Genomic DNA, 16,826 nt, shown 5'->3' with positions numbered 1-16,826 from the left:
CATCGGGCGTGGCGCTCCATCTGATCCGGCACGGCGAGACCGACGACAACGCGCGACGCGTGGTGCAGCTCCCGGACGCCCCGCTGAGCGCGCGCGGCCGCGCCCAGGCGCAGCGTCTCGCCGCCCGCCTCCGGGACGCGCGCGTCGCCCGCATCCTGTCGAGCGACTACCGCCGCGCCCGCGAGACCGCCGACGCCGTGGCCGCGGCCACGGGCCTCCCCGTCGAGCTGGAGCCGCTCCTGCGCGAGCGTCACTTCGGCGACGTGCGCGGCCGCGCCTACGCCGAGCTCGGCACCGACATCTTCGCGCCCGACTACGCGCCGCCCGGCGGCGAGACCTGGGACGCCTTCTTCGCGCGGGTGGCGGCGGCGTGGACACGGGTGTGCGCGCTCGCGGCCGCGACGCCGGGGCCGCTGGCGGTGATCACGCACGGCCTCGTGTGCTGGGCGATCGTCGGCCGCCACGCCGAGCTCGCACCGGGCATGCGGCTCGGCATGACCTGGGGCAACACCTCGGTCACCGACCTCGAGGGCGTGCCGCCGCGGCGGGTGACGCTGCTCGACTCGACGAGCCACCTGGACGGGCTCGCCACCGGCGGCGGGCCGGTCTGACGCGGCGTCAGTCGCCGAAGCGGCCGTGCCGGCCGGCGCCGCCGGCGAACCGGGCCGCGCCCGCGCGCGTCTCGCCCGAGCGGATGACCTCGAGTCCCGCCCGCGTCTCGTGGCGCAGCGCCTGGTCGAGCGGCAACGCCCATTGCGCGTACGACGACAGGCGGTCGCTGCGCAGGCAGCCCTGCGGGAAGCGCGCCAGCTCCGCGGCCAGACGCACCGCCTCGGCGCGCGCGCTGCCCGGCGCCACGAGCCGGTTCGCGAGCCCCATGCGCTGCGCCTCCTCGCCCGAGACGCCGCGCCCGGTGAGGATCAGGTCGAGCGCGTGCGCGTGGCCGATCAGCCGGGGCAGGCGGATCGTCCCGCCGTCGATCAGCGGCACGCCCCAGCGCCGGCAGTAGACGCCGAAGACGGCGTCGGTGGCGGCGACGCGCAGGTCGCACCACACGGCCAGCTCGAGGCCGCCCGCGACGGCATGCCCCTCCACCGCGGCGACGACCGGCTTCGAGAGCAGCATCCGCGACGGGCCCATCGGACCGTCGCCGTCCTCGGCGACGCGGTTGCCGCGGCCGTCGGCGACGGCCTTCAGGTCGGCGCCCGCGCAGAACGTGCCGCCCGCGCCGGTCAGCACGGCGACGGCGAGGTCGGCGTCGGCATCGAAGCGGCGGAAGGCGTCGGCGAGCCGGGTCGCGGTCGGACCGTCGACGGCGTTGCGCACCTCGGGCCGGTCGATGGTGACGATCGCGACGGGACCCTCGACGTCGAAGCGCACGGTCTCCATGCGCGCTCTGTACTACTGGAGGACCGGGCGCGTCACCTCGTGCGCGAGGAAGGCGCAGCCGCCGATGTCGGTGCCGCCGATCGCGAAGCGCACGTCGTAGCGGCCGGGACCGGGGAGGCGGATGGCCGGCAGCGTCGCCGAGAAGATGGCCTCGAAGCGGCCGGTCACCTCGCTCGGCTGGCGGGCGTCGACCCGTCCCGTGACCTCGACGCGGAAATCGGTCTCCACGTGCTGGATGCGGAGGACCACCGTGTGGGTGCCCGGCGCGTCGACGGCGAGCCGCGCGAAGACGCGGAACGGCGGCAGCGGCTGGGCGAAGTCGGTGACGTTGAAGGTGTCGAAGAGCCCGACGAGGGTGTGCTTGTTGCCGACCTCGAAGCGGACGTCGTCGCACAGCGTACAGAGGAGCAGCTGCGGCATCACCGCCGGCGCTACGGTACGCGGCCGCGAGGGTCAAGGCCGGGCGGCGTCGCGCGCCGCGCGCACCGCCCGCGTCGCAGGTCGAAGACGGCCACTCAGGCGCCGCGCGCGGGCGCGCTGCGGCCGAGGGCTTCGGCGAGGTAGGGCAGCGCCGCGTCGGTGAGCGAGAGGTCGGGCGCGAGGCGCTTGCCGAGGCCCTCGGCGGTCATGAGCGCCAGGTTCACCATCGTCATGTGGCTGCGCGCCTGGATGCGGTGGCGGCGCAGGATGTCGAAGATGCGCGCGATCTCGAGCGTCACCTGGAGGTTCTCGAGGCCGCGGGCGCGGATGTGGTCGACGAAGGTGACGATCTCGCCCTCGTAGGCGGCGTAGTCGGGCACCGCGGCGTGCGGCGCGTTGTCGTAGAAGAGGCGCGCGACCGTGGCCCCGTCGCCGGTCGAGAGCGCGAACAGCAGCTCGGCGGTGGTGAGGCGGTCGGCGTCGTCGAGCGCGCCGACGAGGCCGAGGTCGAGCAGGACGATGCGACCGGGCGGCAGGAAGCGCACGTTGCCGGGGTGCAGGTCGGCGTGCACGAAGCCGTGCAGGAAGACCATGCGGCACACGCAGCGCATGCCGGCGTCGACGATGCGGCGCACGTCGACGCCGTGCTCGGCGAGGGCGTCCTCGTGCACGCCGTCGACGAACTCCATGGTGAGGACGCCGTCGGAGCAGCCGGCGTCGACCAGGCGCGGGAAGCGGACGTCGGGATCGCCGGCGAAGTTGCGGGTGAAGCGGCGGTTGTGCGCGGCCTCGTTGACGAGGTGGATCTGCTCCTCGACGGCGGCGCAGAAGGTCTCGAGCGCGCCCTCGAGCGACATCAGCCGGAACGACGGCACCAGCCGCTCGAGCGTGCGCCCGACGAAGAGCAGGATCGAGCGGTCGAGCCGGACCTTCTCGAGGATGTCGGGCCGCCGCACCTTGACGGCCACCGTCTCGCCCGTCGCCCGCCAGACGGCGCGGTGCACCTGGGCCACGGAGGCCGCGGCGACGGGGGTCTCCTCGAAGTCGGCGTAGAGCGCCTCCAGCGGCTGGCGGAGGTCGCCTTCGACGATCGCCCGCACGCGCGCGAAGTCGAACGCCGGCACCTGGTCGCGCAGCAGCGCCAGCTCGGCGACCAGGCCGCGCGGCAGGAGGTCGGCGCGGGTCGAGGCGATCTGGCCGACCTTGATGAAGGTCGCGCCGAGCACGGTGCAGACGCGCACCAGCGCGCGGCCGAGGGCGTGCGGCACGGCGTCGACGCCGCGCCCACGCAGGCGCACCAGCTCGCGGGCGAAGACCGCCGAGGCCGCGAGGCTCGCCCGCGCCATCTGCGCCGAGCGGACCGCGATGCGCCAGCGCGCGCGGCGCGGGACGGTCGTCACCCGAGCGGCCGGCTCCGGGCGCACCCGGTCACGGAGGGACGCTGCGCGATCCACACCGCGGCAGGGTAGCAGATCCCGCCCGCGTGTCCGCCGCTCACGGCGCGCGCCCGGCGAAGTAGCGGCCCGGCGACGTTCCCAGCGCGCGGCGGAACGCCGCCACGAAGGCGCTCGGGCTGTCGTAGCCGACGTCGAGCGCCACGCGCGTGACCGGCTCGCCGGCGGCGAGCCGCTCGAGGCCGCGCAGCAGGCGCAGCTGCTGGCGCCAGGCGCGGAAGCCGAGGCCGGTCTCGCGCTGGAAGAGGCGGGCGAGCGTGCGCGTGCTCGCGCCCGTCGTGCGCGCCCACGCCGCCAGCGGCCGCCGGTCGCTCGGATCGGCCTCGAGCGCGCGCACGAGGCGCCGGGCGCGCGGGTCGGCGGGCCGCGGGAGGTGGAGGGGCGAGACCGGCGCCGCCCGGATCTCGTCGAGCAGGACGGCGACCAGACGCGCCGCCGGCCCGTCGGCGGGGCGGGACGCCGGCAGCTCCATCAGGCGCAGGATGCACTCGCGCAGGAGCGGCGACACCTGCACCACGCAGGGCGCGCCCGGCAGCCCGCCCGCGTGCGACGGCGCCACGTATACCATCCGCACGGCGACCGTCCCGATCATACGGATGCCGTGCACGGTCCGCGGCGGCAGCCACACCGCCCGCAGCGGCGGGACGACCCAGGTGCCGGCGGGGGTGCCGACGGTCATGACGCCGCTCGCCGCGAAGACCAGCTGCCCGACGGGGTGGCGATGGCGCGGGATCGTGGCGCCGGCGGCGTAGCGTTCGGCGAGACCGACCACGGGTGCGCGCATGGGCACGGCCAGGAACGTCGGCACCCGGCGGGAACGCGGCATGGCGTCGACCCTAGCCCGCATGTGACCGATTCACGACATCGATCGGCCGGATGACGCGAGACCGACGCCACGCGGGCCGGGCATGGTGGGCGCATGAACCGCGTCCATCGCTGGTACTGCCGCTCGGCGCACTGGCGCCGCACCGTCCACCACCGTCTCGCGCCCTGGGTGCTCGGCGGCGTCGACCTCGGGACGCACGCGCTCGAGGTCGGACCGGGGCCGGGGCTCGTCACCGACGTCCTGCGCGCCCGGGTGGCGCGGCTCACCGCGGTCGAGATCGACCCGGCGCTCGCCGCCGCGCTCGCGGCGCGCCTCGCCGGGGCGAACGTCACCGTGCTCCAGGGCGACGCCACGCGCCTGCCGTTTCCCGACGCGGCCTTCGACGCCGCGGTCGCGTGCACGATGCTGCACCACGTGCCGAGCCCCGCGCTCCAGGACCGGCTCCTCGCCGAGGTGGCGCGCGTGCTGCGGCCGGGGGCGTGGCTCGCCGGGTCGGACAGCGTCACGAGCCTGCTCTTCCGCCTCGTCCATGTGCGCGACACGCTGGTGCCGGTCGCGCCCGAGGCCCTGCCGGCGCGACTCGCGGCGGCGGGGTTCGTCGACGTGCAGGTCGAGCGCCACGGCGGCGCCTTCCGCTTCCGCGCCCAGCGGGCGGCGTGAATTGACGCCCCGGAGCGGCGTGCGATAGGCCGCCGGGATGCACGAGCGACGCGGCAGGACGGCGGTGGTCACGGGCGGCGCCGAGCGGCCCGCCGCGCTCGAGGATCTCGTGCGCAGCCTGCCGCCGGCCGAGGTCGCGGCCGCGGTGGTCGACGCCATCCGCACCGACCGCTTCGACATCCTCACCACCCACTCCGAGCCGACGGCGCACGCACGCGCGCGCATGGAGGACCTCGTCGAGGGGCGCGCGCCGAGCACGGCACCCGTGCTGCGGTGACGCCGTTCCCGCCCTGGGTGTGGAACGTCCCCGAGCGCTTCAACGTCGGGGCGGCCTGCACCGACGCGCACGCCGGCTCCCCCGTCGCCGACCGGCCTGCCGTGATCGTCGACGACGACGTCGCGGGTGTGCTGCAGCTGACGTACGCCGAGCTGGCGGACCGCGTCGCCCGCATGACGGGTCTCGTCGCGCGGCTCGGGCTCGCGCCCGGCGATCGCGTCCTCGTGCGCCTGCCGAACTGCCTCGCGTACCCCGTCGCGTTCCTCGGCGCGCTGCGCGCCGGGCTCGTCGCCGTGCCGACCTCGACGCAGCTCACCGCCGACGAGGTGCGCTGGATCACGCAGGACGCGGGCGCCGCCGCCATCGTCTGCGATCGCGCGACCTGGCGCGCGCTGCACGACGACCTGGAGGCGCAGCCGACGCTGCGCCACGCGCTGCTCGTCGGCGACGGCGAGGCGCCCGCCGGGCGCCGGCTCGCGGTCGCGGACTTCGAGACGGCGCTCGCCGCGGCGTCGCCGGCGCCGCCGCACGATACGCGCGCCGACGACCCCGCCTATCTCGTCTACACCTCGGGCACGACCGGCTTCCCGAAGGGCGTGCTGCACGCGCACCGCGCGCTGCTCGGCCGCCAGCCGTCGTCGACCTACTGGTTCGACTTCCGTCCCGAAGGCGACCGCGTGCTGCACGCGGGCAAGTACAACTGGACCTACACGCTGGGCACCGGGATGATGGATCCGCTCTACCGCGGGCACACCACGATCGTGCACGAGGGCGCGGCCGACGCGACGGCCTGGCCGGCGCGCATCGCCCGCCACGGCGCCACGATCTTCATCGCCGTGCCGACGATCTACCGGCAGATCCTCCAGAAGACGGCCGCCGGCGCCGCCGACGTGCCGACGCTGCGCCACTGCATGAGCGCGGGCGAGCCGCTGCCGTCGGAGGTGCTGACCGCGTGGCGCGCGCGCTTCGGCCGGGACGTCTACGAGGCGCTCGGCATGACCGAGTGCTCCTACTACCTGTGCACGACGCGCTCGCGCCCGATCCGCCCCGGCTCCGCCGGCTTCGCGCAGCCCGGCCACGACGTGCGTCTCCTCGATCCCGAGACGCTCGCCGCGGTGCCGGACGGCGCCGAGGGCATGCTCTGCATCCCGCGCACGGACCCGGCGCTGCTGCTGCGCTACTGGAACCAGCCCGAGGAGACGGCGCGCTGCTTCCGCGGCGAGTGGTTTCTCACCGGCGACTGGGCGCGTCGCGACGCCGACGGCTACCTCTGGTTCCTCGGCCGGCGCGACGACCTCATCAACACCTTCGGCTACCGCGTCTCGCCGCACGAGGTCGACCGCGTGCTCTCGGCCCATCCCGCCGTCGCCGAAGCGGCGGCGGTCGGCGAGGACGTCGGCGGCGACAAGACGCTGGTCACCGCCTACGTCGTGCCGCGCCCCGGCTCGGGCCTCACGCCCGACGCCGTGCTCGCCTGGGCGCGCGAGCATCTCGCCGCCTACAAGGCGCCGCGCATCGTGTATCTCGTCGACGTGCTGCCACGGACGCGCAACGGCAAGGTGCAGCGCCGCGCGCTGTCGCCGTCGATGGCGTCGGCCCGGGCGTCGGCCTGATGCGGCTCGCCGTGCTCGGCGCGGCGGCGCTCCTCGTCGTCGTGCTGCTGCTCGCCCGCGCGCGCCCGCCCGAGGAGACCGCGGTCGGGTCCGCGGCCACGACGACGACCACGTCGACGACGCTCGCCGCGCCGCCGTCCACCGCCGTCACCACGACCGCACCGCCGCGCCCGACGACGACGTCCACGCTCGCGGAGGCGCCGCTCACCTCGCCCGACGACGCGCGACGGCTCCTCGAGGAGCACGGCATCGATCCCGAGCAGGTGGCGCGGGAGATCGCCGAGCAGCTCCGCCGGCGCAGCGTGCCGCCGCCCTGACGGCGCCGCGTCGCCTACGGCACGTCGAGCGTCGCGCGACTCACCTCACGGCCTTCGTGCCACAGCGTGACCTCGTACCGGCCCGCGACCAGCCACGCCGACGGCACGCTCATCGCGGCGATGCGCGAGGCGTTGCCGACGACGATGCGCTGGCGCAGCTCGCGCTCGCCGCCGACCGCCGCGATGCGCAGCTCGAAGTCGCCGCCGCCGCGCGCGTCCTGCGGCAGCGTCATGTAGAGCGCGCTGGTCGGCGTGCCGGGTTGGACGGCGACGGTCGGCGCTCCTGCGCCGGCGGCTCCGAGTGCCTGCGGCATGCGCCCGCGCGCGCCGCCGCCGGCCCCCGCCCCCCCCGCCCCCCCCCGCGCTCTCGGCGTCCTGGCGATCGCTGGGCCGGCTCGGCGGGCGCTGCGGCCTTCTCTCCGGCGCGGCGCGGCAGGCGGCGGCGCCACCGCCCGCGCGCGTCGCGGGCGGGGCGGTGGCGATGCGGCCGTCGTCCTGGCGCCGGCGCGGCGCCGCGGCCCCTCGAATCCGACCGTCGCCGGCGGGCGTCCCGTCGGCACTCCGACCCGCGCGTGGCGCTCGACGAGCGAGCTCAACGCCACCACGAGCACCGCCGCCCAGGCGAAGGCCGGATGCCAGAGCACCCGCCCGGACGGTTCGCAGCGGCGACCCGCCGCCTCGGCGCGGGCGCCGCTGCCGAGGCCGCGGCGGCCGGCCGTCCGGCTCCGCGACCGGCGCGGCGCCGGCCACCGCCCGCACCTCGTGACGGTGGTCGGCGGCGCCGGGCCCGGCCGCGTCGAAGCGTGCCAGCGCGCGCAGCTCCTCGCTGCACCCGGGACAGCCGTCCAGGTGGCGGGCGAGACGGCGGCGCGTGCCCGGGTCGAGCTCGTCGCGCGCCTCCGCCCAGCGCAGCAACAGGGCGGGCTCCGGGTGGGCGTCCGCGCCGAGCCGGTCCCCGAGCTCGGTCCACGCGGCGACCTCCGCGGCGCAGGCGGGGCAGGTCGGATAGTGGGCGCGGAACGCGTCCCACGCGGCGTCCCGCGGCGCCGCGAGGAAGGCGGCGAGGTCGATGTCGAAGGCGCGGCGGCAGCTCATGGACGCGTGGTCCTCGTCCCTATGGTCGGTGGGCGGCGGCGCATCGGATCATCCCGGCGCGAGCCGGCGCCGCAGCGTCGTCAGGGCGTCGCGCAGGCGCCGCTTCATGGTCCCGAGCGGGATGCCGGTCTGGTCGCTGACCTCCTGATACGTCTTGCCCTCCCGGTAGACGCCGTCCAGCACCCGGCGCTCGTCGGGCGCGAGATCGCGGACGGCCGCGTCGAGCGCGGCGCGCTCGCCGTCGTCGGGCGGCGTGGCGAGGGCATGGGCGGCGGCGTCGTCCCAGGGCAGCGTCTCCGTCTCCTTCCAGCGCAGGCGGTGCTTCAGCCGGTCGACGAACTTGTTGCGCGTGACGATGCGCACGTAGCCGACGCAGGCCTCGGGGTCACGCAGCCGGCCCGCCTTCGCGCTCGCGACCACCGCGAGGAGCACCTCCTGGCGGAGGTCGTCCCACTCGTCGTGGAAGTCCCAGGCGCGCAGCTGCCGTAGCGTCGCCGTGACCAGCCGGTTCAGCTCGAGGAACGCCAGCCGCTCGCCCGCGAGCAGGCGCTCTACGACCCGGGTCCGGTCCGGCATGGCGGCGGGCATCGTACGGGAGGGTGACGCGGACCACCAACACGGCGCCCAGGCTGGGGTTTCGCGCGCGTGATCCGATTCCCCGCCGGCGCAGACCTTCTCTCGTGAAGGAGGTTCCCGATGCGAAGGTCCCTGGCTCTCGTCCCCCTCGTCTGCGCCGCTCTCGGCGGCGCTCCTGCCGCCGCCGCGCCGGCCGTCACCGCCGGGCTCGACGCGCTCGCGCCCGACGGCACGTCGCGCGGCGGCTGCCCGCTCGAGCACACCGACGTGCAGGTGTCGGTCGCAGGCTTCGTCGCGCGCGTGTCGATCACGCAGCGCTTCCGCAACCCGTTCCCCGATCCGATCGAGGCCGTCTACACCTTCCCGCTCTCGGAGAAGGGCGCCGTCGACACCATGCGGCTCACGACCGGCGCGCGCACGATCGAGGGCGAGATCGAGCGCCGCGCCGAGGCACAGGCCATCTACGACGCCGCCAAGCAGGCGGGGCAGGTGGCGGCGCTCCTCGACGAGGAGCGGCCGAACGTCTTCACCCAGCGCGTCGCCAACCTGATGCCCGGCGCCGGCGTGGAGGTACACCTCGAGTACACGGAGCCGCTGCGTTACGCCGACGGCACGTTCGAGCTGACCTTCCCGACCGTCGTCGGGCCGCGCTTCTCGCCGCCCGGGACGCCGGACGCCGATCGCGTGACGCCGCCGGTGACGCCCGAGGGCAGGCGCGCCGGGCACGACATCGCGATCGCCGTCGCCGTCGACGCCGGCGTGCCGATCCAGGCGGTGACCTCGGCGCTGCATGCGATCGACGTGGAGCGGCCGACGCCGACCACGGCCCGCGTCCGCCTGCGTCAGGCGCGCGAGATCCCGAACCGCGACTTCGTGCTGCGCTGGGCGGTGGCGAGCGACGACGTGCAGAGCGCCTATCTGACGCACCGCACGGCGAGCGGCGACGGCTATGTGAGCGTCGTGCTGGTGCCGCCGCGCCGCGTGCCGGCGGCGGAGGCGGCGCCGAAGGAGCTGGTCTTCGTCATCGACCGCTCCGGCTCGCAGATGGGCGCGCCGCTCGACAAGGCGAAGGAGACGATGCGCTGGATCCTGGATCGCATGCACCCGCAGGACACCTTCCAGGTGATCGACTTCGGGAGCACGGCGAGCCGGGTGGCGGGACCGCGCCGCGGCCCGAGTTCCTGGCCGAGCGCGCGCCGGCGTAGGAACGTGTCGTGCGTAGTCGTTCGGCGCCTCGGACGCCGGGGGCGGCGCGCGCGACGCGTGCGATGGAGTTCAGGCAGCGGCGGTGGCGGGGCTGGCCAGCGCGCTCACCGTGCGGTTTGCAGCGCGGAAGAGCTTGAGCAGGTTGTGGGTGAGACAGACGAGGGCCCACTCGCAGCGGACTTTGCGCAGACCGCGCAGCAGGAACGTGCGGAAGCCGCGAGCGCTGACGATCTGAAGACGGGCTCGACGGTGCACTTGCGTCGTGCATAGACGGCCTTGCCTTCGGAGGTCGCGAGCACGGCGCGCATGCGTCCACGTGCAGGCGCCACCATCATCCGCGGTGCGTACGGACGCTCGCCGCGCGGGTCCTTGCGCTGCAACGTCTCGTCGATCGCGTCGAGGTCGAGCTGCGCGACCAGCTCGAGGATGAAGAACGCCAGATGACTCTCGGGCAGCCACTCGAGCGGCGACGGCGGCAGCAGGAACGACTGGGCGGGATTCCACGTGCGGTAGCGCTTCGCCATCGCGCTACTCGATCACGGCGAGGCCGCCGCTGTCGATCCTGAACAAACGGCTCCCGCGCGCTCCCCGGGGGAGGCGAGGCCATCACCGCCGGTGGTGGGTCAGACGCCACAGCATCGCGCGGACGCGATCGAGCAGCGCCTCGAGCTCGGCGACCTCGGCGGCGGGGACGTAGCGCTTGGCGACCGCGATGCGCAGCGCGACGGTGACCTCGGCGGCGCTGCCCGCGGCCATCTCGTAGTGCCGGCGCTTGTCGCCGTCGCAGCGCAGCCGACCTTCGCCGAGGTTGAGCGCGACGCTTTCGGACGCGCGGGCGAGCTGCTTGGCGAGCGAGGCGCTGCGCTGGCGGATACGGGTCTCGACGGGGACCAGGCGCTCCAGGAACTGCAGGGACATCTCGAGGGCATCGAACACGGGTTTCTCCTCGGTGGTGCCGTCCGCGCCGTGCGGTCGGCTCTCACCCGCTCGCGCCGCAGACGCGCACGGCGCGTGACGAGCGCGCGCGCGGACGTGCACGTCACGTCGGAGGCGCAGCTGTGCGGCGGTCGATCGCGCAGGCACGGCCGGTCATGCGCTCGGCAAGCGCCGGTGCGCGGCGCGGCGCAAGGGTGAGGCGACCGCACGAGCGTGGACGGCACCACCGAGGAGACTGCGCGTCGATGCATTCGATGTCGGTGCAGCTCCGAGCGCGGTCAGCGCGAGCGCGCAGCCGGCAAGCGGCCGGCGGCAAGCGGTGAGCGGCGAGCGGCGAGCGGCGAGCGGCGGGCGGCGGGCCGTGGTCCGCCGCCCCGCCCGGCGCCGGTGTCGCGACCCTCGGACGGTGGCGGATCGCGGATGGAGGCCCGGCCCCGGCGGCTTCGCGCCGGCGGGGTAGGCTGGCCGGGAGGGTTGCGCTAGACCTCCCGGCCCATGAGCGATCTCTTCTCCGTCAAGGGCAAGGTCGTCCTCGTCACCGGCGGCTCGCGCGGCATCGGCCTCATGATCGCGCGCGGCTTCGTCGAGGGCGGGGCGAAGGTCTACGTCTCGTCGCGCAAGCAGTCCGCCTGCGACGAGGCCGCCGCCGAGCTGGCGAAGCTCGGCACGTGCATCCCGCTCGCCGCCGACTGCGGCACGCAGGCCGGCTGCGACGGGCTCGCGAAGGCCATCGCCGACCGCGAGCCGAAGCTCCACGTGCTCGTGAACAACGCCGGCGCCAACTGGGGCGCGCCGCTCGAGAGCTACCCCGACGACGCCTGGGACAAGGTGCTGGCGCTCAACCTGAAGGGCGTCTTCCACCTGACCCGCGCCTGCGTCCCGCTGCTCGAGGCGGCGGCAGGCCCGGGCGATCCGGGACGGGTCATCAACATCGGCTCGATCGACGGCCTGCGCGTGCCGATGCTGGAGACGTTCGCGTACTCGTCCAGCAAGGCCGCGGTGCACCACCTCTCGCGCGTGCTCGCGGCGCGTCTCGCGCCGAAGATCACCGTGAACGCCGTCGCCCCGGGCCCATTCGAGAGCAAGATGATGGCGGTGACGCTCGATCGCTTCCGCGACGCGATCGTCGCCAGCTGCCCGCTCGGCCGCATCGGCGAGCCGGACGACATGGCGGGCGTGGCGATCTACCTCGCGTCGAAGGCAGGGGCGTACGTGACGGGCACGGTGATCCCGGTGGACGGCGGGATCACGATCCGGCCGTAGCGTCGTCGACGAGTCACGCGCGCGTGCCGGGGGCGCGCGGCTTGCCAGCCGCGGCGCCCCCGCCTAGATCCCGATCGTGCAGCTGCGCCTCGACCACGGCACGTCCGGCCTCGACGTCACGCTTCCCGACGGCACGCCCGTCCTCGAGCGGCCCGGCGCCCCGGCGCTCGCCGACCCTGCGGCCGCGATCCGGGCCGCGCTGCGCGCGCCGCTCGGGACGCCGCCGCTCGCCGAGCTGGCGCGCGGCAAGCGGCGCGTGTGCATCGTCGTCTCCGATCGCACGCGGCCGATTCCCTACGGCGTGCTGCTGCCGCCGCTGCTGGCCGAGCTCGACGCCGCGGGCGTGCCGCGCGACGCCATCGAGATCCTCGTCGCCACCGGGCTGCATCGCCCCGCCACCGACGCGGAGCTCACCGCGATGACGAGCCCCGGGATCGTCGCGGGGTGGCGCTTCCGCAACCACGTCGCGCGCGACGGGGCGGCGCATCGCCACGTCGGCACGAGCGCGCAGGGCACGGCGATGGTGATCGACGCCGGCTACCTCGACGCCGATCTCAAGATCGTCACCGGCCTCGTCGAGCCGCACCTGATGGCGGGGTTCTCGGGCGGTCCGAAGTCGATCGCGACCGGCATCGCCGCGACGGAGACGATCCGGCGTACGCACGGCGCCGACATGCTGGAGGCGCACTGCGGGCCCGGCATCGTCGCGGGCAATCCGTTCTACGCCGACCTGCTCGAGGTCGCGCGCCGCGCGGGCGTCGACTTCCTCGTCAACGTGACGATCGATCGCGAGCGCCGGCTGACGGGCGTGTTCGCCGGCGACCTCGAAGCCGCGCACGCGCCGGCGCGCGCGCGGGCGCTGGCGCAGGCGCGGGTCGATTGCGACGGGGCGTTCGACGTGGTGGTCACGTCGGCGGGCGGCTACCCGCTCGACGCGACCTTCTATCAGGCCATCAAGGGCCCGGTGGCGGCGCTCGGCATCGTGAAGCCGGGCGGCACGATCGTTCTCGCGGCCGAGATGCGCGAGGGGCTCGGCAGCGCCGACTTCCAGCAGATGCTCGATCGCCTGCGCGGCGGCGAGCGCGCGATGGACCTTTTGACCTCGCCCGGCTTCTTCGTGATCGACCAGTGGATGGTGCAGCACCTCGACCAGGTGCTGCGGCGCGCGTCGCTCACCGTCGTGGCGCCGGCGCTGGCGGCGGACGCGCTGGCGGGACTGCCCGTCCAGCGCGCGGGGTCGGTCGAGGACGCCGTGGCGGCGGCGCGCCGGCGGCACGGCGACGGCGCGCGCGTGGTCGCGATTCCGGAGGGGCCCTACGTGCTCGCCACCATCGGCGGTCGCACGGTGCCGCTGCACGGAACGCCGGCGGCGGCCTGAGACGTCCCGCGCGCGCCTGCCGGCCCCAGCGCCGCTACTCGACGCCCTTCAGCGCCGGCGACTCGAGCGCCGTCGGCAGGCCGTCGTTGGTGAAGAGCGCGTCGGGCAGGTCGACGTCGAACTTCACCGACTTCGTCACCATCGTGCTCCAGCTCTTCGACTCACGATCCTCCATGCGGACCGTGAACGCGACCGGCGTGCCGTCGACGACCGTGACGTCGCTGAACGTCTCCACCTTCCAGAGGTGGCCGCTCGGGTCGTAGTAGTTGCGCTCGATCGGGAGCAGCGTGGTCTGGTCGAGGAAGGCGACGACCTTCGAGTAGTACCAGTGCTGCGGCGGCACGACCTGCAGCTCCCAGACCTTCGTGCCGTTCTTCTCCGTCGCCGTGCCCACGGTGTAGGTGCCCTTCATGTCGACGAGGCCGAGGTCGGCATAGGTGAAGTCGGAGCCGAGGAAGGCCTCGTTCTGGCCGAGCGGGGTCAGCGTGCGGACGCGGCGGATCATCGGCAGCCAGACCGCGACGACGTCGACGTGGGTCTTGTCGCCGTCCTCGACCAGGCTGGCGATGCCGCGCTCGCCGGGGGGCGTGACGATGGCCGTGAGCATGCGCGCGCGCCCGTCGACGCTCTTGCGCGCCTGGACCGCCGTGTAGACGGTCTCGACCCCGCCGGGGCCGCCGATGCCGCTGATGGTGAGCGTCATGCTGCGGACGCTGGCCCGCTGGGGCTCGAGCGCGGCCTTCATCTTCGCCGCGAGCGTGGCGGCGTCGGGCGGCGCGGCGAGGGTGCTCGTGGCGGCGAGGAGGGTGGCGGCAGCGAGGGCGGCACGAGAGATTCGCATGGGTTTCGCCCTACCCGGCGAGGCCGCGAACCTCAAGCAGAGCGCCGCGTTGGGGCTCGTGGACCGGTTCGGCCGGCGATCCGCCCGATCGGGGCTGGCGCGGTTGTTGCGGCCGATCACGCGTGGTACCCGACCCGGGTTCACCAGAAAACGCTCCTTGGAGGATACTTTCCCATGCGGAAGATGCGTGAAGCCGTGATCGTCGCGACCGCCCGGACCGGGCTCGCCAAGTCGTTCCGCGGCTCGTTCAACCAGACCCGTCCCGACGACCTCGCGGCCCACGCCGTCAAGTCCGCCCTCGCCAAGGTGCCGTCGCTCGATCCGAAGGAGATCGACGACTGCGTCATGGGCACCGGCTTCCCCGAGGGCCCGCAGGGCTTCAACGTCGGTCGCAACGTCGCGATCCTCGCCGGCCTGCCGCACGAGGTCGCGGGCTCGACCGTCAGCCGCTTCTGCTCGTCGGGTCTCAACGCGGTCGCCGTCGCCGCCCACATGGTCGAGAACGAGGGCGCCGACGCGGTGGTCGCGGGCGGTCTCGAGTCGATCACCATGATGCAGAACGACTTCAACAAGAACGGTCTGTTCAACCCCTGGCTGATGGACCACTACCGCGACGTCTACATGCCGATGGGGCTGACGGCCGAGATCGTCGCCGAGCGCTACAAGATCTCGCGCGAGTCCCAGGACGAGTACGCGCTCGCGTCGCAGCAGCGCACCGCCGCCTTCCAGAAGAACGGCTTCCACAAGGAAGAGATCACGCCCCTCACGGTGAAGATGCAGGTCACCGACAAGGCGACGGGCACGACCTCGGAGAAGGAGGTCACGGTCGAGCGCGACGAGTGCAACCGTCCCGAGACCACGCTCGAGAGCCTGCAGAAGCTGCCGCCGGCCTTCAAGGAGACGGGCAGCGTCACGGCCGGCAACGCCTCGCAGTTCTCCGACGGCGCCGCGGCCGTCATCATCATGTCGGCCGACCGCGCCAAGGCGCTCGGCATCGAGCCGCTCGGCTTCTTCCGCGGCACCGTGTTCGCCGGCTGCGAGGCCGACGAGATGGGCATCGGGCCGATCTTCGCCGTGCCGAAGCTGCTCTCGCGCGCGGGGCTCGAGATCGAGGACATCGACATCGTCGAGCTGAACGAGGCGTTCGCGTCGCAGGTCGTCTACTGTCGCGACAAGCTCGGCATCACGATGGAGCAGCTGAACCCGAACGGCGGCTCGATCTCGATCGGCCACCCGTACGGCATGACCGGCGCGCGCCAGGTCGGCTCGCTCCTGCTCACGCTGAAGCGGCTCGGCAAGCGCTACGGCATCGTCACCATGTGCATCGGCGGCGGCATGGGCGCCGCGGGGCTGTTCGAGGCCGCCTGAAGTCCGATGGCGCGCCGCTACTGGTTGGTGAAGCAGGAGCCCACGAAGTACTCCTTCGACCAGCTGGTGAAGGACGGCCGGACCATGTGGGACGGCGTCCGCAACTTCCAGGCGCGCAACAACCTCCAGGCCATGCGGGCCGGCGACCGGGTGCTGTTCTACCACTCGGTCGTCGGCACCGCCGTGGTCGGGATCGCCGAGGTGTCCCGCGAGGCCTACCCCGATCCCACGGCGAAGGAGCCGGGCTGGGTCGTCGTCGACCTGGTGCCGGTGAAGGCGCTGGCGACGCCCGTCACGTTGGCCGACGTGAAGGCCGACCCGGTGCTGCAGGACATTCCGCTCGTGCGGCAGTCGCGGCTCAGCGTGATGCCGCTCGAGAAGGCGGCCTTCGACCGCATCGTCGCGAAGGGCGGTTGATCCCCGCTACTTCGTCGCCGCGCACCTCTTGAGCGGCGTCATGTTGAGCCCCGGGAAGCGCTTCGCGAGCTTCTCGTGCTTCGCCTGGATCGCCGCGACCTGCGCGTTCGTGTTGCCCTGCATGGGGACGTAGATCTCGACCTTGGTCACGCCCTTCTTCTCGTCGGCGTTGAAGTAGACGGTGAACGGCGGGTCGCCGCTGTCGAAGTCCGGCATCACCACCGTCGAGATGCCGTCGTACTCGGGGCCGAAGAAGGTGAGGGCGGTCTCGAGGTCGCCCCACGACTGCTGGTCGCTGCCGTTCACCAGCGTCATGCGCTGCGACTCGACCCGCAAGCGCGTCGTCGCGTCGCAGCTGCCGCCGGCCGGGACCCAGTCGCCGACAACGTCCTCGGGCATCGGGGCGGAGACGGCGGCCGCGACCGCGGCGATGCCAAGGACCAGCAGGACGGCGCAGCGACGCATCGACATGTGCCGCCTATCCCAGGCCAGTCGGTCCGGGGTCAAACCCGCCCGCGGCCCGGCTCGTCTCGACGCAGCGGCGGCCGCATCCGGCCTCCGCGGAAGCGTGCGCTCTTCGCACTCGCGCCCCCCGGGTACGAAGAGTACGGCGACGGCGGTCTCGTCCCCGCCGCCTCCCGCGCGCAGGCACGCCCCCGCGCAGTATCCAGCGACCTTGACAAGGCACCGGCGCTTCCGTAGACGCCTGACCGATCGGTTTAGATCGAGCGGTCAGGACGACGCCCGATCCCGAAGGCCGGGAAAAGCCAGACCAGATCGGCGGAAGAGC

The 16,826-nt window shown here is 74.2% G+C and carries 19 protein-coding genes; 10 read left to right on the top strand and 9 right to left on the bottom strand.

What is annotated here, in order from left to right:
* Positions 1-8: 8 nt before the first annotated feature.
* Positions 9-611, top strand: a complete 603-nt coding sequence (locus KIT14_21280) for a histidine phosphatase family protein (GenBank protein MCW5893057.1) — start codon at positions 9-11, stop codon at positions 609-611.
* A 7-nt stretch (positions 612-618) separates the two neighbouring features.
* Here KIT14_21280 and KIT14_21275 read toward each other — a convergent pair whose 3' ends face one another.
* The 4 genes from KIT14_21275 to KIT14_21260 form a co-directional block, all read right to left on the bottom strand.
* Positions 619-1,389 (bottom strand): crotonase/enoyl-CoA hydratase family protein, encoded by a 771-nt coding sequence (locus KIT14_21275; GenBank protein MCW5893056.1) that lies wholly within the window; start codon positions 1,387-1,389, stop codon positions 619-621.
* Positions 1,390-1,401: 12 nt separating this feature from the next.
* Positions 1,402-1,809, bottom strand: coding sequence for a hypothetical protein (locus KIT14_21270; protein ID MCW5893055.1), 408 nt, complete (start codon positions 1,807-1,809; stop codon positions 1,402-1,404).
* Positions 1,810-1,904: 95 nt separating this feature from the next.
* Complete coding sequence (locus tag KIT14_21265; GenBank protein MCW5893054.1) at positions 1,905-3,209, bottom strand: AarF/ABC1/UbiB kinase family protein; 1,305 nt, start codon at positions 3,207-3,209, stop codon at positions 1,905-1,907.
* Positions 3,210-3,303: 94 nt separating this feature from the next.
* Entirely contained in the window at positions 3,304-4,047 is a 744-nt protein-coding gene (locus tag KIT14_21260; protein ID MCW5893053.1) for a helix-turn-helix transcriptional regulator, read from the bottom strand.
* A 135-nt stretch (positions 4,048-4,182) separates the two neighbouring features.
* Here KIT14_21260 and KIT14_21255 point away from each other — a divergent pair, with 135 nt between their 5' ends.
* The 4 genes from KIT14_21255 to KIT14_21240 are packed head-to-tail and all read left to right on the top strand — an operon-like array spanning position 4,183 to position 6,956.
* Positions 4,183-4,749 carry a class I SAM-dependent methyltransferase gene (locus KIT14_21255; GenBank protein MCW5893052.1) on the top strand — a complete coding sequence of 189 codons (567 nt, stop codon included), beginning with the start codon at positions 4,183-4,185 and terminating at the stop codon, positions 4,747-4,749.
* 37 nt (positions 4,750-4,786) lie between these two features.
* Complete coding sequence (locus KIT14_21250; GenBank protein MCW5893051.1) at positions 4,787-5,026, top strand: hypothetical protein; 240 nt, start codon at positions 4,787-4,789, stop codon at positions 5,024-5,026.
* Positions 5,023-6,639 carry an acyl-CoA synthetase gene (locus tag KIT14_21245; GenBank protein MCW5893050.1) on the top strand — a complete coding sequence of 539 codons (1,617 nt, stop codon included), beginning with the start codon at positions 5,023-5,025 and terminating at the stop codon, positions 6,637-6,639. Before KIT14_21250 ends, KIT14_21245 begins: the two co-directional genes overlap by 4 nt.
* Positions 6,639-6,956: a hypothetical protein gene (locus KIT14_21240; GenBank protein MCW5893049.1), complete on the top strand. Its 318-nt coding sequence runs from the start codon at positions 6,639-6,641 to the stop codon at positions 6,954-6,956. Before KIT14_21245 ends, KIT14_21240 begins: the two co-directional genes overlap by 1 nt.
* A 45-nt stretch (positions 6,957-7,001) precedes the next feature.
* Here KIT14_21240 and KIT14_21235 read toward each other — a convergent pair whose 3' ends face one another.
* Positions 7,002-7,871 carry a zf-HC2 domain-containing protein gene (locus KIT14_21235; protein ID MCW5893048.1) on the bottom strand — a complete coding sequence of 290 codons (870 nt, stop codon included), beginning with the start codon at positions 7,869-7,871 and terminating at the stop codon, positions 7,002-7,004.
* A gap of 228 nt (positions 7,872-8,099) precedes the next feature.
* On the bottom strand, positions 8,100-8,627 hold the full coding sequence (locus KIT14_21230; GenBank protein MCW5893047.1) for a sigma-70 family RNA polymerase sigma factor: 528 nt from the start codon (positions 8,625-8,627) through the stop codon (positions 8,100-8,102).
* Between the two features lie 120 nt (positions 8,628-8,747).
* Here KIT14_21230 and KIT14_21225 point away from each other — a divergent pair, with 120 nt between their 5' ends.
* A complete protein-coding gene (locus tag KIT14_21225) occupies positions 8,748-10,103 on the top strand; it encodes a hypothetical protein (protein MCW5893046.1) in 1,356 nt (451 codons plus the stop codon).
* A gap of 336 nt (positions 10,104-10,439) precedes the next feature.
* On the opposite strand, the gene KIT14_21220 is transcribed toward KIT14_21225, so the two are convergent.
* Positions 10,440-10,769 carry a four helix bundle protein gene (locus tag KIT14_21220; GenBank protein ID MCW5893045.1) on the bottom strand — a complete coding sequence of 110 codons (330 nt, stop codon included), beginning with the start codon at positions 10,767-10,769 and terminating at the stop codon, positions 10,440-10,442.
* Between the two features lie 495 nt (positions 10,770-11,264).
* Here KIT14_21220 and KIT14_21215 point away from each other — a divergent pair, with 495 nt between their 5' ends.
* Together KIT14_21215 and larA are read left to right on the top strand one after the other, a co-directional pair.
* A complete protein-coding gene (locus KIT14_21215) occupies positions 11,265-12,032 on the top strand; it encodes an SDR family oxidoreductase (protein MCW5893044.1) in 768 nt (255 codons plus the stop codon).
* Positions 12,033-12,108: 76 nt separating this feature from the next.
* The gene (gene larA / locus KIT14_21210; protein ID MCW5893043.1) at positions 12,109-13,410 is read left to right on the top strand and encodes a nickel-dependent lactate racemase; all 1,302 of its coding nucleotides are present in this window, start codon (positions 12,109-12,111) and stop codon (positions 13,408-13,410) included.
* 34 nt (positions 13,411-13,444) lie between these two features.
* Here larA and KIT14_21205 read toward each other — a convergent pair whose 3' ends face one another.
* Positions 13,445-14,251, bottom strand: a complete 807-nt coding sequence (locus tag KIT14_21205) for an outer membrane lipoprotein-sorting protein (protein ID MCW5893042.1) — start codon at positions 14,249-14,251, stop codon at positions 13,445-13,447.
* Positions 14,252-14,434: 183 nt separating this feature from the next.
* On the opposite strand from KIT14_21205, the gene KIT14_21200 reads away from it, so the two are divergent.
* Complete coding sequence (locus KIT14_21200; GenBank protein ID MCW5893041.1) at positions 14,435-15,619, top strand: acetyl-CoA C-acyltransferase; 1,185 nt, start codon at positions 14,435-14,437, stop codon at positions 15,617-15,619.
* A 6-nt stretch (positions 15,620-15,625) separates the two neighbouring features.
* On the top strand, positions 15,626-16,036 hold the full coding sequence (locus KIT14_21195; GenBank protein ID MCW5893040.1) for an EVE domain-containing protein: 411 nt from the start codon (positions 15,626-15,628) through the stop codon (positions 16,034-16,036).
* 6 nt (positions 16,037-16,042) lie between these two features.
* Here KIT14_21195 and KIT14_21190 read toward each other — a convergent pair whose 3' ends face one another.
* The gene (locus KIT14_21190; protein ID MCW5893039.1) at positions 16,043-16,507 is read right to left on the bottom strand and encodes a hypothetical protein; all 465 of its coding nucleotides are present in this window, start codon (positions 16,505-16,507) and stop codon (positions 16,043-16,045) included.
* Positions 16,508-16,826 lie beyond the last annotated feature (319 nt).

The organism is bacterium, from assembly GCA_026129405.1.
Classification (GTDB): domain Bacteria; phylum Desulfobacterota; class Binatia; order DP-6; family DP-6; genus JAHCID01.
Note: the sequence above shows the minus strand (reverse complement) of the source record. Positions and strands in the feature narration are given on the sequence as shown.

Bases quoted from the DNA above. Each gene is read 5' to 3' on its own strand.
- KIT14_21275 (MCW5893056.1), bottom strand. From the start codon at position 1,389: ATGGAGACCGTGCGCTTCGACGTCGAGGGTCCCGTCGCGATCGTCACC.
- KIT14_21270 (MCW5893055.1), bottom strand. From the start codon at position 1,809: ATGCCGCAGCTGCTCCTCTGTACGCTGTGCGACGACGTCCGCTTCGAG.
- KIT14_21260 (MCW5893053.1), bottom strand. From the start codon at position 4,047: ATGCGCGCACCCGTGGTCGGTCTCGCCGAACGCTACGCCGCCGGCGCC.
- KIT14_21255 (MCW5893052.1), top strand. From the start codon at position 4,183: ATGAACCGCGTCCATCGCTGGTACTGCCGCTCGGCGCACTGGCGCCGC.
- KIT14_21250 (MCW5893051.1), top strand. From the start codon at position 4,787: ATGCACGAGCGACGCGGCAGGACGGCGGTGGTCACGGGCGGCGCCGAG.
- KIT14_21240 (MCW5893049.1), top strand. From the start codon at position 6,639: ATGCGGCTCGCCGTGCTCGGCGCGGCGGCGCTCCTCGTCGTCGTGCTG.
- KIT14_21230 (MCW5893047.1), bottom strand. From the start codon at position 8,627: ATGCCGGACCGGACCCGGGTCGTAGAGCGCCTGCTCGCGGGCGAGCGG.
- KIT14_21225 (MCW5893046.1), top strand. From the start codon at position 8,748: ATGCGAAGGTCCCTGGCTCTCGTCCCCCTCGTCTGCGCCGCTCTCGGC.
- KIT14_21215 (MCW5893044.1), top strand. From the start codon at position 11,265: ATGAGCGATCTCTTCTCCGTCAAGGGCAAGGTCGTCCTCGTCACCGGC.
- KIT14_21205 (MCW5893042.1), bottom strand. From the start codon at position 14,251: ATGCGAATCTCTCGTGCCGCCCTCGCTGCCGCCACCCTCCTCGCCGCC.
- KIT14_21200 (MCW5893041.1), top strand. From the start codon at position 14,435: ATGCGTGAAGCCGTGATCGTCGCGACCGCCCGGACCGGGCTCGCCAAG.
- KIT14_21195 (MCW5893040.1), top strand. From the start codon at position 15,626: ATGGCGCGCCGCTACTGGTTGGTGAAGCAGGAGCCCACGAAGTACTCC.
- KIT14_21190 (MCW5893039.1), bottom strand. From the start codon at position 16,507: ATGTCGATGCGTCGCTGCGCCGTCCTGCTGGTCCTTGGCATCGCCGCG.